The organism is Escherichia sp. B1147 (genome assembly GCF_001660175.1).
In the GTDB taxonomy this organism is placed as follows: domain Bacteria; phylum Pseudomonadota; class Gammaproteobacteria; order Enterobacterales; family Enterobacteriaceae; genus Escherichia; species Escherichia whittamii.
In genome coordinates, this window is sequence record NZ_LFHY01000013.1 from 241,084 (window position 1) to 253,733 (window position 12,650).

The window sequence follows — 12,650 nt, forward strand, 5'->3', positions numbered from 1 at the left end:
ACAATTACGCCAGCTTTGGAAAGGTCGCAACTTTATCGCGCTGCTGGCTTTCCGCGCTGCGCGGAACTATCAGCTTTAGGTCGCTAATAAAGCACTCCTGCCAGTGGTTAATATCGTTTTTCACGATAATTTCCAACATTTCTGCATGACGGGAAATACGTTCCGCCAGCGACATGGTCAATGCCCGATTCAACGCCGCAGCGACTTCATCACGATCGTATGGGTTAACGATTAACGCTGATGTCAGTTCATTCGCCGCCCCCGCAAATTGTGAAAGTACCAGTACGCCGGGATTGGCAGGATCCTGGGCGGCGACATATTCTTTCGCCACCAGATTCATCCCGTCACGCAGCGGAGTCACTAATCCGACATCAGAATAGCGGAAGATTTTCATCAGTAATTTACGATCGAAATGCTGGTTCAGATAATAAAGCGGTGTCCAGCCTAATTGCCCATATTTTCCGTTAATTCTCCCGGCTTCATTTTCCAACTGATGACGAATATCCTGATACGCCTGCACATCACCACGCGAGGTTGGCGCTATCTGGGTATAACGTATTTTGCCGTGATGTTGCGGATATTTTTCCAGCAAGGCTTCATAGGCGAGAAAACGCTCAGGCAGACCTTTGGAATAATCCAGCCGTTCGACAGAAAAGATGTTTTGTACGTTTTTCAGCTCTGCTTTTAATTGCGCCAGTTTTGCCGGCAGCGGTCCGGCAGCCTGTTTGGCTATTTCATCCGGTTCAATACCAATGGGGTAAACTTCGGTACGAAATGCCTTGCCCAAGGCCGTATGATTGCGCGAGCTACGCGTCGTGACGCGCGTCAGGCTGGAAAGACAATCCAGAAACGCCAGGCGATCGTTTTCTGTCTGAAACCCCAGCAAATCATAATCACAAAGCTGTTCAAGCAACGTGTTATAAGTCGGCAGCGCGTTGAAGATTTCCGGTGTTGGAAAAGGAATATGCAGGAAGAAACCAATGCGATTATTCACGCCACGTTTACGGAGTTCATGCGCAAATGGCAACAGGTGATAATCGTGGATCCAAATAATGTCATCGTCTTCCAGCAATGGCAGTAATTTATCCGCCAACAATGCATTCACGCGTAAATAGCCTTCCCAGGCGGAACGCTGAAATTGCACCAGATCGAGTCGATAATGAAATGCGGGCCAGAGAACGGCATTGGAGAATTGGTTGTAGTATTCGTCGAGATCCTTTTCACTGAGGTTAAAAGAGGCCCAGGTGATATTTCCTTTTTTCACCTTTTTTAGCGGCTGATCCTCATTCCCTGTTTCGCCACTCCAGCCAAACCACAGTCCACCTGCGGCTTTCAGCGCCCCCAGTATGCCGACAGCAAGGCCACCGGCACTGGCGGCGTGCTCGTCTGGTGGTGCAATCCGGTTAGATACTACGACTAAACGACTCATAGTCATCACTCCTGTTATTGTCTTTTTTTAGTTGTTGTAATGCGTTGGTTATCATTTCAAGCCAGCTCCAGACATCCGGCACGCCCGCCAGCCGCCATGATGCCTGAGTTGCGCCTGTGCCAATTTTCACTGACATTCCGCCCTGCCTGTTAACGACCGAGAAACCAGACTCATCGGTTAAGTCATCGCCCAGAAAAATGGGCTTGCGACCAATAAAGGGAACTTCCTGCATAAAGGCGGCAATCGCGTCCCCTTTGCTGGTGCCTCTCGGTTTTATCTCAACGACACACTTTCCCTGTTGTAACGCCATTTGCGGCCAAATCTGGGTAATGCGTTGCGCTAATGTCAATAAGGCGTCCTCATGTTGCGGAGCCTGACGATAATGCAACGCAAACGCCATCCCTTTAGCCTCAACCTCCACCCCGGGAAGCCTGGCGATAGCCGTATGCAGTTGAACGCTAATATCCCGGGCAATCGCCTCCGGCAAATGAACAATATGCGTTTTACCATTGATGTCACGGCGCTCTGCCCCATGCACACCCGCTAACGGGAATCGATAAGGTTTCGCCAGCGCGTCAAGCTCTACCATTGAGCGCCCTGATATCAATGCCAATGCACCATCACTTGCGGTTGCCAGCAGCTGAAGTCCTTGCAGAATATTTTCAGGTACGACGACCTGATCGGGATGCGGTTTGATTTCCGCCAGCGTTCCATCGAGATCAAAAAACCAGGCATAATTCGCGGATAGTTCAGGGGGTTCGGTTAACGGTTCTGTCACCCGGTACTCCTCCTTATCTTTTTATTGTTCGCGCAGAACGCGCTGTACAGACATGTAAGTATAGACAGTGTGACGAGGCTCGCCATTGGCAAAAAGAACAGCCAACCGTTGTGGCGGTTGGCTGTGGAGGATTTTTGAACTAAATAATTATCGGATAACGCATCAAACAGTGCGTTTCGCTTTTTGCTTATAACGGTCGAAGATCACCGCAGCCAGCAGGATTAAGCCACGGACAACATACTGTGCAAACGGAGAAATATTCAGCAGGTTCATGGCGTTTTCCACGGTGCCTAAAATTAAGATACCCGCCACTACATATGAGATTTTTCCGATGCCGCCTTTCAGAGAAACGCCACCTAAAACGCAGGCAGAGATAACAATCAACTCATAACCAATAGACGTCATTGGCTGGCCACTGGTCATACGAGAAGCCAGAATAATCCCGGCAATTGCCGATACCAGGCCAGAGAGAACGAAGATAATAATTTTGGTACGGACCACCGGTACACCCGCGAGACGCGCCGCCTCTTCGTTACCGCCAATTGCCAGCGTATTACGACCAAAAGTGGTTTTGTTCAGCAGCAAACCAAAGACGACCAGGCAAGCCACAGTGAGCCAGATTGGCGCTGGCAGGCCGAACCAGTTGGCATAACCGAGTGCAAAGAAGCTTTCATCTTCGATGCCAACCGCTTTACCGTCAGAGATAATATACGCCAGACCACGGACAATCTGCATCGTCGCCAGCGTGGTAATCAAGGCGTTGATTTTCAATTTAGCGATAACAAAGCCGTTCACCAGGCCGCAGAGAACGCCCAGCAGTAAACCTGCCGCCACGCCAATCCACAGACTTTCGGTCAGGTTAATAACCACCGCAGTGGTTACCCCTGCGCAGGCAATCACCGAGGCGACAGAAAGGTCAAAATCGCCGGAAGCAAGGCAGAACAACATGCCACACGCCACCATCCCCGACATGGAGATTGCCAGGCCCAGCCCTTTCATATTAATGAAGGTGGCAAAGTTCGGTACGAAGATGGCACAGGCGATAAAAAGCACCGCAAACACCACCAGCATCCCGTACTGATCCCAGATACGCCCGAAGCTGAATGACGACTTAGGTGCGCCAGAACCCGATGTAGAAACAGAAGACATCTTATTCTCCTTACTCAGGCAACTGCCTGGCTGACTTTAGGCATCGCAAGGCTCAGTGCCTGACGCTCATCTGCCTGCTCATGTAACAATTCACCGGCGATTTCGCCTTCCCGCATCACCACAATCCGGTCGGCAACGCCGAGGACTTCGGGCAAGTCACTGGAGGCAAACAGTACCGCCACGCCCTGCGCGGCCAGCGCATAAATCACGTTATAAATTTCATGTTTGGCCCCCACATCAATGCCGCGCGTAGGTTCATCCAGCAAAATGACCTTCATCTCTTCGGATAACCAGCGCCCCAAAATGGCTTTTTGCTGATTACCGCCTGAGAGATTCATGATCAATTGCTCTGCACCTGGCGTTTTGATGTTGAGAGAACGAATGTGGTGATCGGCATTATTGGCTTCCCAGCCGTTGTTGATCACGCAACCGCCGCGCAAATGTTTGCGACGAGCGCTGATGTTGATATTGTCGCGCACCGAATGCACTGGAATAATGCCTTCCGCTTTGCGATCTTCCGGGCAGAGCATCATGCCTGCGGCAATGGCGTGGCCCGGTTTACGAATATCGATCGGCTGTTGGTCGATATAAACCTGGCCGGCAGTGATTTGCGTCCCGCCAAACATGCCTTTCATTAATTCGCTGCGCCCTGCCCCCACCAGACCAAACAGACCGACGATTTCGCCACTGCGAACAGCCAGACTTATTGGCGTACGCACACCAGGTGCCTTTACAGCATCCAGACGCAAGCGCTCCTCGCCATAGCTGCGCGGTTGCCAGCCGTAGATATCGCCGATGTCGCGGCCGACCATTGCCTGTACCAGCGAGTCATGATCTACCTGCTGCATGTCGGTAAAGGTTTTGACGTAACGACCATCTTTAAAGACAGTGATGGCATCGCTGAGGGCAAAAATTTCTTCCATACGGTGAGAAACGTATAAGATCACCCGTCCCTCTTTTCGCAGTTCACGAATAACGCGAAACAGGTTGTCTATTTCACGCGCAGATAAGGAGCTGGTTGGTTCATCAAAAGCGATAATTTTAGCGTTACGTGCCAGAGCTTTGGCAATTTCAACCATCTGCCATTGCCCAATGGAGAGATATTTCAGCGGCGTATCCGGGTCAATATCCATACCCAGATGTTTGAGCTGTATCCCAGCTTCATAATTCAGCAGTGAACGATTCACGATACCGCCTTTATGAGGAAGCTGGCCGAGATAGATATTTTCCGCGACGGTCATTTCCGGCACGAGATGCAGTTCCTGGTAAATAATCGCGACACCCGCATTAAGTGCTGCGGTCGTGTCGGAAAAGGACATTTCCTGCCCATTAATCACTACAGAACCCGTGGTTGGCGCATAGTTTCCACTAAGGATTTTTAAGAGTGTTGATTTTCCGGCGCCATTTTCACCCATCAACGCATGGACCTGACCGGCATAACAGTCAAAACTGATATCCGTAAGCGCCTTGACGCCTGGAAAGGTTTTACCAATGCCGCGAAATGAGAGATACGGGGTAGACTGTTGCATAACGTCTCCGTGAATCACTGGTCGTTTTACACCCCCTCTGCATAACGCAGAGGGGAATTTTTCCGGCAGATTACTTACCGCCTAAACCTTTTTTCTCCAGTTCTTCTTTAAAGTTGTCACGCGTGATCAGCACCACGTCGGTAACTTCGGTGAATTTTGGCGGTTCAATGTCTTTTGCTACCCAGTTGTAAAGCATTTCGCTGGATTTATAGCCATGAACGTCCGGGCTTGGCAGCAGTGAACCATAGAAACCTGTGGCCTGTGCCTTTGACAGTTCGCTCACCGCATCCACACCGTTAATACCGATACCGATAATATCTGCTGCTTTAAAGCCCTGACCTTCCGTCGCGCGTACGCCACCCAACACGGTGCTGTCGTTCATACCGACGATCAACCAGTGTTTAACTTCAGGATGCTGAACCAACATGGAGTTGGCGGCGTCAAACGCCCCCGGAATGTCGTTAGATTTGGTAGGAACCTGATAAATTTGTTTTTCCGGGAATCCAGCGGCTTTCAGCGCGTCCATAGAACCGGTAGTACGACGACGGGCGGTATCCAGTTCGTTGGCAGTAATCGCCATTACGGCGCTTTCTTTCACATCCCAACCACGTTTCTGCATCTCTTTATACAGTTCCTGGCCCTGACGTTCGCCAATTTTCGTCGCCGCCATCATCACCAACGGAACGGTATCAACCGGCTTACCTTTGGCATTAACAAACTGATCATCCACGGCAATAACTTTCATATCGTAGCCACGCGCTTTCGCCACGATGGCTGCACCCAGTTTCGGGTCCGGAGTACAGATAACAAAGCCTTTCGCGCCACTGGCTGCCAGGCTATCAATAGCGTTCAGTGTTTTTTCGCCATCAGGTACAGCTATCTTAATAACTTCAAAGCCTAAATCTTTCCCGGCTTTATCGGCAAACTTCCATTCGGTCTGAAACCACGGTTCTTCTGGTTGCTTCACCAGGAAACCGAGTTTCAGATTTTCCGCCATAGCGGATTGTGACATAACGGCAGCCAGACCGATGGCTGCAAGAGCTTTAGTAAATTTGTGCATGGTTATCTCCAGCTTTAGCATCATTTTGTGTAGGGCAAAACCTAAGAACTTTCGTTAATTCAATCGGAAAACAAAGCATTACCTTTGGCGAAAAGATAAGTGACTGTGTTGGCATAGTTTTAGCGAGAAATTAATTCTCCATAGGAGAGCAATATCACACCGCAGAATTACAGTGAGAACGTGCATAAATTTAGCAATAAAAGACATACAGAAGACGTTAATTGTATGACAAATGAGAAGTAGCCTAGCAGATTAATCCATAAGATTAGCCTGGAAATCCTTGTAGCATCATTTGATAGCTCTGGCGTGTCTTCTTTTTAATCTAATTTGCTCAGGCAAGAAGCTTGCTCATTACAGGTGAATGGAGAATCAGGTAAGAAGTATCAAAACTCCACACAAAATTCCTTTCGCTGTTAATTATCACCACCTTCATTAATTAATAATTAAATCCATAATGCGAGCACCATCGCAAAACTGAAAAAATACCAGAAAATATAATAACATCATCATGATATTAATAAATCAGTTTAATATCAATAAGATATAAAAACAGGCAACGTTGATAATTATTGCAAATCAATAACTCTAATCAATGAAATGTAAAAAAATATAAACTTTGTGATTTAAGGATTTTCTTATAATCCTTCAGGCGTTATGCTTATTTCAGATCATCGTCAGAATTGACTCCAGGATCACATTTCGGACCCGCAGAAAGGAATTATTCTGCAAACAGTAATTACGGTGTTTTGATTTATCTTGCACCTCTCGTCTTCTGGATATAAGGATATTAGGTATGGCAACCACTGGAATGCTTCTCAAACTCAACACCCAAATGAACCGCGAGTTTTATGCATCCAATCTCTACCTTCACCTGAGCAACTGGTGTTCTGAACAAAGTCTGAATGGCACCGCGACTTTTCTTCGCTCCCAGGCACAAAGTAACGTGACTCAAATGATGCGCATGTTTAACTTCATGAAAAGCGTCGGGGCGACGCCCATCGTTAAAGCCGTTGATGTACCTGGCGAAAAACTGAGCTCTCTGGAAGAACTCTTCCAAAAAACGTTGGAAGAATATGAGCAGCGTTCAAGCACGCTGGCGCAATTAGCAAATGAAGCTAAAGAATTGAATGATGATTCTACTGTCGATTTCCTGCGCGATCTGGAAAAAGAACAGCAGCACGATGGCCTCCTGCTGCAAACCATTCTTGACGAAGTGCGCAGTGCGAAACTGGCCGGTATGTGTCCTGTCCAGACCGACCAGCATGTTCTGAATGTCGTATCTCATCAGATACATTAATAAAATCGGCGCATAAAAAGATGCGCCGAATACAAAAAAATGGTGAAAACCGCTGCCTCACATCACTGAAGCAGCGGTTTTTTAATGGGATTCGTTTTGTGGGGTGAACTTTAGCTCAATCAACGCGATGGCTTTTTGAATAGCCCGCATAGTGACTGGGTCAGCAGCAGCCGGATGGTGAGTGAAATCAATATTCTTCAGCTGGCTGGACATTTTTTCACGAACCTCAACAGGCGCGATCACATCGAGCACATCGAGAATTTGTTTGATCACCAACTGGCAAGCAACAACATCAGAAACCAGTTCCTGATCGGCATTCAGCGGCTGGGACATCCTAAACTCCTGATAGCATTTTGAAAGCCGTTATAGTAGCGGCTTCCCTTCCTCAACGATAGTCACATCAGGGTACAAAAAAACCTGCCGGAGCAGGTTTTTTTATTATCTGAACATATTGCCAGGCGGTACGTCTTTGAACGTCTTGCAATAATTATTAAACATGCTTTTCAGGATTTTACGCAGTTTCATCGCGCCACTCCGATTATTTGTTATGCAGGTGTTATTGTTCTTGCTGCTTATAATATGACACTCATCACAAAAATCAATCTTTATGTGATGCAAATCACATAAATACCCCTTTAATGTTACGTAAATGATAACCATAAGATGTGTGCGTTCTGAAGAAAGCAAGGAATAGCGCTAATCCGTCGTCTTTTCTGTCCATAACCTGGCTGTGTCCACAAGTACAATACCTGTTTCTTCTCCCTCTTCAGGCTGTGACATGAAACATCTGATAATTGTTTTTTCACTTTTAACAGTAGCGGGCTGTACCGTAACTCGTCAGGCTCGCCTCAGCGATGTTGACGCCACGAGTGGCATTGTACGCCTCGTTTATAATCAGGCTTTTTTACAACACGCCCGCACTGACAACTATCTCGATCAGGGAATAGCGAACCGCGCATGTCAGCAGGTTGGATTTACCCGCGCCTTTGCGTTTGGGCAACCTGTAAGTAACTGTAGTTTGTTTGCAGGATCATTATGTCTGAATACGCAATTTACGCTGTCGTATCAGTGCCCATACTTAACCCCCTCGGCTTATCAATAAAGATTTTAATCAGCGAGGAATACTTCGCTGGTTAATTACCATCTCAAATAGCGTTAATGCGTTTTATTCACATTCGCATTTTTAATAATTAACTTTAATATTTTACCTTTTGCAAATAATAAAATAACAAATTATAGTGGCGCCACAGCAACAAATATAACCTTTGTGGAGCACTATCATGCTGAAACCAGAAATGATTGAAAAACTTAATGAGCAGATGAACCTGGAACTCTACTCTTCACTGCTTTATCAGCAAATGAGCGCATGGTGCAGCTATCACACCTTCGAAGGTGCTGCCGCGTTTCTGCGTCGCCACGCCCAGGAAGAGATGACGCATATGCAGCGTCTGTTTGATTACCTGACCGATACCGGAAATTTACCGCGAATTAATACCGTTGAATCACCGTTTGCTGAATATTCTTCACTTGATGAATTATTCCAGGAAACCTATAAACACGAACAATTAATTACGCAAAAAATTAACGAACTGGCTCACGCTGCCATGACTAATCAGGACTACCCAACGTTCAATTTCCTGCAATGGTATGTGTCTGAGCAACACGAAGAAGAGAAATTGTTCAAATCTATTATTGATAAATTGAGTCTGGCGGGGAAAAGCGGCGAAGGACTTTATTTCATCGATAAAGAACTCTCTACCCTCGACGCACAAAACTAATCTTCTCCGGCGGCAGATTTTCTGCCGCCGTTTCATATCAGTGACGGCAAATCTTACTTTTATCGGTTGAGAACCCTTCTTCGCAGGGAATAAATTTGCCTTTTGCCGCCAGAAAAGCCACCAACTCTCCCGCAGTCATCCCTTCAGCCGAGCAAGTATGAAAACGTGTCTGGTCACCAAAACGTGCTTTGATCGCCGCTTCCAGACTGGCGTGCGTATATTGCTCACCTGATTCAATCATCATATTTAACACTTCATGACCGTGAATAGATTCCATCGTTCCTCCTCAAAAAAGGCATAGCGTAACGATCCCAGCGTCTTAAGGCTTTGCGCCAGCGCAGTTCTGAATGCATTTATTGTATGTTTTTGTTTACACCAGATGTAACGCCGATTTGACGAAGTATGGATAATGCCTTAACCTGCGCCGCAGATATCACTCATAAAGATCGTCAGGACAGAAGAAAGCGTGAAAAACAGAACTCTGGGAAGTGTTTTTATCGTGGCGGGAACCACAATTGGCGCAGGTATGCTGGCAATGCCGCTGGCAGCGGCTGGCGTCGGTTTTACCGTCACTCTGACATTGTTAATTGGCCTGTGGGCCCTGATGTGTTACACCGCACTGTTACTGCTGGAAGTGTATCAGCATGTCCCTGCGGATACTGGTTTAGGCACGCTGGCAAAACGCTATCTGGGTCGCTACGGTCAGTGGCTGACCGGTTTCAGTATGATGTTTTTAATGTACGCCCTGACCGCAGCATATATCAGCGGTGCCGGTGAGTTGCTGGCCTCCAGCATCAGCGACTGGACAGGCATTTCAATGACTACAACCGCTGGTGTGTTGTTGTTTACTTTTGTTGCCGGTGGTGTGGTTTGTGTTGGGACGTCGCTGGTCGATTTGTTTAACCGTTTTCTGTTCAGCGCCAAGATTATTTTCCTGGTGCTGATGCTCGTATTGCTGCTACCACATATTCATAAAATCAATCTGCTAACGCTGCCGCTGCAACAGGGGCTGGCATTATCAGCAATTCCGGTGATTTTTACCTCGTTTGGTTTTCACGGTAGCGTGCCGAGCATCGTCAGCTATATGGATGGCAACATTCGTAAATTGCGCTGGGTGTTTATTACCGGTAGCGCGATCCCTCTGGTGGCATATATTTTCTGGCAACTGGCGACGCTGGGCAGCATTAATTCAACAACCTTTATGGGACTGCTGGCGAATCATGCTGGATTAAATGGATTGCTACAGGCATTACGCGAAGTGGTGGCCTCGCCGCATGTCGAGTTGGCTGTGCATTTATTCGCTGATTTAGCCCTCGCCACATCTTTCCTTGGCGTAGCGTTAGGCTTATTTGATTATCTGGCAGATTTGTTTCAGCGTTCCAATACCGTTAGTGGAAGACTGCAAACCGGCGCAATTACCTTTCTGCCACCACTGGCGTTTGCGCTGTTTTATCCACGTGGTTTTGTAATGGCGCTCGGGTATGCTGGCGTGGCGCTGGCAGTACTGGCGTTGATAATTCCTTCATTGCTGACCTGGCAGAGCAGGAAGCATAATCCACAAGCAAGTTATCGGGTGAAAGGTGGACGTCCAGCTCTGGTGTTGGTATTTATCTGTGGCATTAGCGTGATTTGCGTGCAATTTTTGATTGCGGCAGGGGTGTTGCCAGAAGTGGGGTGAAAATAGCCTCACATATCCTTATTGGGGGCCAGAATTAACTCTGGCCCCCAATGTGACCTCTTAATGCAGGCAGCACTGCTTATATTTCTTGCCACTACCACATGGGCAAGGATCGTTACGACCTGGTTTTTCTTCAGCTTTAATCGGTTGCTGAACCGCTTTTTCCTGAAGATGCGTCATCCAGTAAGCATGCAAATCAAGCGCCGCCAGTCGAATGGCATCCACGCTTTCTTCAAACGCTTCTGGCGACATCTTCTCTACCCGCTCGAAGTTTTCCTCAGTACCGTGCAGCGCAATCGCTTCAAGCGCCGGTTTTAATGAGTCAGGCAATGCTGACCAGTCAGAAAGCGCAACGCCACGCATATAGCCAAAGCACCACTCTTCGACAATTGTCAGCTCGCTACCGTCAACTTCTCGCAGACCAAACAACGGTTCAAACTGTTCCGGGAACTCGTTGAGGCGCTCTGCCGTATCGGCCATATGCTGAAACGCCAGGTTCATAAAGCGCGTCATCTCTTTCTCTGACGCCCAGCGCGGCACATAATCCGCCCCACCCCACACAGCAACCAGCCACTGTTCGGGTTCAATTTCTTGCGGAGAACTCAACACCGCCGTCAACAAACCGTCCAGCTCTGCCACATCAAGGATGGCGTGCTCTGTGTTGTATTTGGTCAAGATATCATCCAGCCATTCCAACTCACTTTCGTTTAACGGTCCAGTTTTCATACGCTTTTCCTTGTGGATCTCGACTCGCCAGCGCCTATCTTACATGTCGGTCTGGCATAGAGATACTTTTCGAGTGGATTACCCAGAGATTAAAAATCAGAGAGGGTGTAACGACAAGTTGCACATACAAAAAAACCACCCGAAGGTGGTTTCACGACACTGCTTATTGCTTTGATTTTATTCTTATCTTTCCCATGGTACCCGGAGCGGGACTTGAACCCGCACAGCGCGAACGCCGAGGGATTTTAAATCCCTTGTGTCTACCGATTCCACCATCCGGGCTCGGGAAAAATTGGAGGCGCGTTCCGGAGTCGAACCGGACTAGACGGATTTGCAATCCGCTACATAACCGCTTTGTTAACGCGCCGAATTCTTCAGGCTTTTCAGCCGGACACCCGCTTAACGCCGATGCCTTTTAAACTGGAGCGGGAAACGAGACTCGAACTCGCGACCCCGACCTTGGCAAGGTCGTGCTCTACCAACTGAGCTATTCCCGCAATCATCAAGCAATCAGCTAATCATTTGATTTTATTATCGTCTGGCAATCAGTGCCGCCGTCCGATGCGTTGCATTCTACTTACCTGACGCGATGAGTCAACGATATTTTTCATCACTTTTGATCGTTTGCTGAATTTTGCGCCGAAACGATCACTGATCAAGCAAATCTGCGCGAGCTGCGCTCAAATATTGCAACATAGACCACAGAGTCAGTACCGCAGCCACAAAGAAAAGGGCAATACCGGCGTACTCAACCCAAATGTTCGGACGCCATAACAGCCAGGCCAGCGCCACCATCTGGGCAGTCGTTTTCACTTTACCAATCCAGGACACGGCCACACTGCTGCGTTTACCGAGTTCAGCCATCCACTCGCGCAGAGCAGAAATAATAATTTCACGAGCGATCATCGTTGCCGCTGGCAAAGTGACCCACCAGCTATGGTAATGCTCAGTTACCAGCACCATAGCAATGGCAACCAGCACTTTATCTGCTACTGGATCAAGGAAGGCACCAAAACGGGTACTCTGATTCCAGCGACGCGCCAGAAAACCATCGAACCAGTCAGTCACCGCTGCGACGCAGAAAATGAGCGCGGCAGCAAACGGTGACCAGGTAACAGGTAGATAAAAAACCAATACAAAGAATGGGATAAGGATGACACGGAACAGTGTGAGCAACGTAGGGATATTAAATTGCATAATGACGGGTAACTATCTGTTGTCAGTAA

The 12,650-nt window shown here is 47.9% G+C and carries 14 protein-coding genes and 3 tRNA genes; 4 read left to right on the plus strand and 13 right to left on the minus strand.

Translation table 11 applies throughout. The features are described from left to right. Positions 1-4 precede the first annotated feature (4 nt). From otsA to araF, 5 genes are all read right to left on the minus strand, one after another. On the minus strand, positions 5-1,429 hold the full coding sequence (gene otsA / locus A9180_RS14000; protein ID WP_064529304.1) for an alpha,alpha-trehalose-phosphate synthase: 1,425 nt from the start codon (positions 1,427-1,429) through the stop codon (positions 5-7). Next, complete coding sequence (gene otsB, locus A9180_RS14005) at positions 1,404-2,207, minus strand: trehalose-phosphatase (RefSeq protein WP_064529305.1); 804 nt, start codon at positions 2,205-2,207, stop codon at positions 1,404-1,406. Before otsB ends, otsA begins: the two co-directional genes overlap by 26 nt. Positions 2,208-2,369: 162 nt before the next feature. Then, a complete protein-coding gene (gene araH / locus A9180_RS14010; protein WP_064529306.1) occupies positions 2,370-3,356 on the minus strand; it encodes an arabinose ABC transporter permease AraH in 987 nt (328 codons plus the stop codon). 14 nt (positions 3,357-3,370) lie between these two features. Continuing rightward, a complete protein-coding gene (gene araG / locus A9180_RS14015; protein WP_064529307.1) occupies positions 3,371-4,885 on the minus strand; it encodes an arabinose ABC transporter ATP-binding protein AraG in 1,515 nt (504 codons plus the stop codon). A gap of 70 nt (positions 4,886-4,955) precedes the next feature. Continuing rightward, on the minus strand, positions 4,956-5,945 hold the full coding sequence (araF, locus tag A9180_RS14020; protein ID WP_064529308.1) for an arabinose ABC transporter substrate-binding protein AraF: 990 nt from the start codon (positions 5,943-5,945) through the stop codon (positions 4,956-4,958). Positions 5,946-6,738: 793 nt separating this feature from the next. Here araF and A9180_RS14025 point away from each other — a divergent pair. Further along, complete coding sequence (locus A9180_RS14025) at positions 6,739-7,242, plus strand: non-heme ferritin-like protein (protein ID WP_064529309.1); 504 nt, start codon at positions 6,739-6,741, stop codon at positions 7,240-7,242. An 81-nt stretch (positions 7,243-7,323) separates the two neighbouring features. On the opposite strand, the gene yecJ is transcribed toward A9180_RS14025, so the two are convergent. Together yecJ and azuC are read right to left on the minus strand one after the other, a co-directional pair. Continuing rightward, positions 7,324-7,575, minus strand: coding sequence for a DUF2766 family protein YecJ (gene yecJ / locus A9180_RS14030; RefSeq protein WP_064529310.1), 252 nt, complete (start codon positions 7,573-7,575; stop codon positions 7,324-7,326). A gap of 105 nt (positions 7,576-7,680) precedes the next feature. Beyond that, a complete protein-coding gene (azuC, locus tag A9180_RS23195; RefSeq protein ID WP_010723106.1) occupies positions 7,681-7,767 on the minus strand; it encodes a stress response protein AzuC in 87 nt (28 codons plus the stop codon). 253 nt (positions 7,768-8,020) lie between these two features. Here azuC and yecR point away from each other — a divergent pair, with 253 nt between their 5' ends. Continuing rightward, the gene (gene yecR, locus A9180_RS14040; RefSeq protein ID WP_064529311.1) at positions 8,021-8,344 is read left to right on the plus strand and encodes a YecR family lipoprotein; all 324 of its coding nucleotides are present in this window, start codon (positions 8,021-8,023) and stop codon (positions 8,342-8,344) included. Positions 8,345-8,522: 178 nt separating this feature from the next. After that, on the plus strand, positions 8,523-9,020 hold the full coding sequence (gene ftnA / locus A9180_RS14045) for a non-heme ferritin (protein WP_000917207.1): 498 nt from the start codon (positions 8,523-8,525) through the stop codon (positions 9,018-9,020). 37 nt (positions 9,021-9,057) lie between these two features. Here ftnA and A9180_RS14050 read toward each other — a convergent pair whose 3' ends face one another. After that, positions 9,058-9,297, minus strand: coding sequence for a YecH family metal-binding protein (locus tag A9180_RS14050; RefSeq protein WP_064529312.1), 240 nt, complete (start codon positions 9,295-9,297; stop codon positions 9,058-9,060). A gap of 189 nt (positions 9,298-9,486) precedes the next feature. Here A9180_RS14050 and tyrP point away from each other — a divergent pair, with 189 nt between their 5' ends. Continuing rightward, entirely contained in the window at positions 9,487-10,698 is a 1,212-nt protein-coding gene (gene tyrP, locus A9180_RS14055) for a tyrosine transporter TyrP (RefSeq protein WP_064529313.1), read from the plus strand. Between the two features lie 60 nt (positions 10,699-10,758). Here tyrP and yecA read toward each other — a convergent pair whose 3' ends face one another. From yecA to pgsA, 5 genes are all read right to left on the minus strand, one after another. Beyond that, positions 10,759-11,424 (minus strand): UPF0149 family protein YecA, encoded by a 666-nt coding sequence (gene yecA, locus A9180_RS14060; protein WP_064529314.1) that lies wholly within the window; start codon positions 11,422-11,424, stop codon positions 10,759-10,761. Between the two features lie 195 nt (positions 11,425-11,619). Further along, positions 11,620-11,706 (minus strand) — tRNA-Leu (locus A9180_RS14065). A gap of 11 nt (positions 11,707-11,717) precedes the next feature. Further along, positions 11,718-11,791: transfer RNA gene (locus A9180_RS14070), tRNA-Cys, on the minus strand. 54 nt (positions 11,792-11,845) lie between these two features. Then, positions 11,846-11,921: transfer RNA gene (locus A9180_RS14075), tRNA-Gly, on the minus strand. 151 nt (positions 11,922-12,072) lie between these two features. Next, positions 12,073-12,621, minus strand: coding sequence for a CDP-diacylglycerol--glycerol-3-phosphate 3-phosphatidyltransferase (gene pgsA, locus A9180_RS14080; protein ID WP_001160187.1), 549 nt, complete (start codon positions 12,619-12,621; stop codon positions 12,073-12,075). Positions 12,622-12,650: the final 29 nt, after the last annotated feature.

What these genes read in the sequence shown, in the direction of transcription:
- otsA (WP_064529304.1), bottom strand. Translation starts at nt 1,429, where the DNA reads ATGAGTCGTTTAGTCGTAGTATCTAACCGGATTGCACCACCAGACGAG.
- araH (WP_064529306.1), bottom strand. Translation starts at nt 3,356, where the DNA reads ATGTCTTCTGTTTCTACATCGGGTTCTGGCGCACCTAAGTCGTCATTC.
- araG (WP_064529307.1), bottom strand. Translation starts at nt 4,885, where the DNA reads ATGCAACAGTCTACCCCGTATCTCTCATTTCGCGGCATTGGTAAAACC.
- araF (WP_064529308.1), bottom strand. Translation starts at nt 5,945, where the DNA reads ATGCACAAATTTACTAAAGCTCTTGCAGCCATCGGTCTGGCTGCCGTT.
- A9180_RS14025 (WP_064529309.1), top strand. Translation starts at nt 6,739, where the DNA reads ATGGCAACCACTGGAATGCTTCTCAAACTCAACACCCAAATGAACCGC.
- yecJ (WP_064529310.1), bottom strand. Translation starts at nt 7,575, where the DNA reads ATGTCCCAGCCGCTGAATGCCGATCAGGAACTGGTTTCTGATGTTGTT.
- azuC (WP_010723106.1), bottom strand. Translation starts at nt 7,767, where the DNA reads ATGAAACTGCGTAAAATCCTGAAAAGCATGTTTAATAATTATTGCAAG.
- yecR (WP_064529311.1), top strand. Translation starts at nt 8,021, where the DNA reads ATGAAACATCTGATAATTGTTTTTTCACTTTTAACAGTAGCGGGCTGT.
- ftnA (WP_000917207.1), top strand. Translation starts at nt 8,523, where the DNA reads ATGCTGAAACCAGAAATGATTGAAAAACTTAATGAGCAGATGAACCTG.
- A9180_RS14050 (WP_064529312.1), bottom strand. Translation starts at nt 9,297, where the DNA reads ATGGAATCTATTCACGGTCATGAAGTGTTAAATATGATGATTGAATCA.
- yecA (WP_064529314.1), bottom strand. Translation starts at nt 11,424, where the DNA reads ATGAAAACTGGACCGTTAAACGAAAGTGAGTTGGAATGGCTGGATGAT.
- pgsA (WP_001160187.1), bottom strand. Translation starts at nt 12,621, where the DNA reads ATGCAATTTAATATCCCTACGTTGCTCACACTGTTCCGTGTCATCCTT.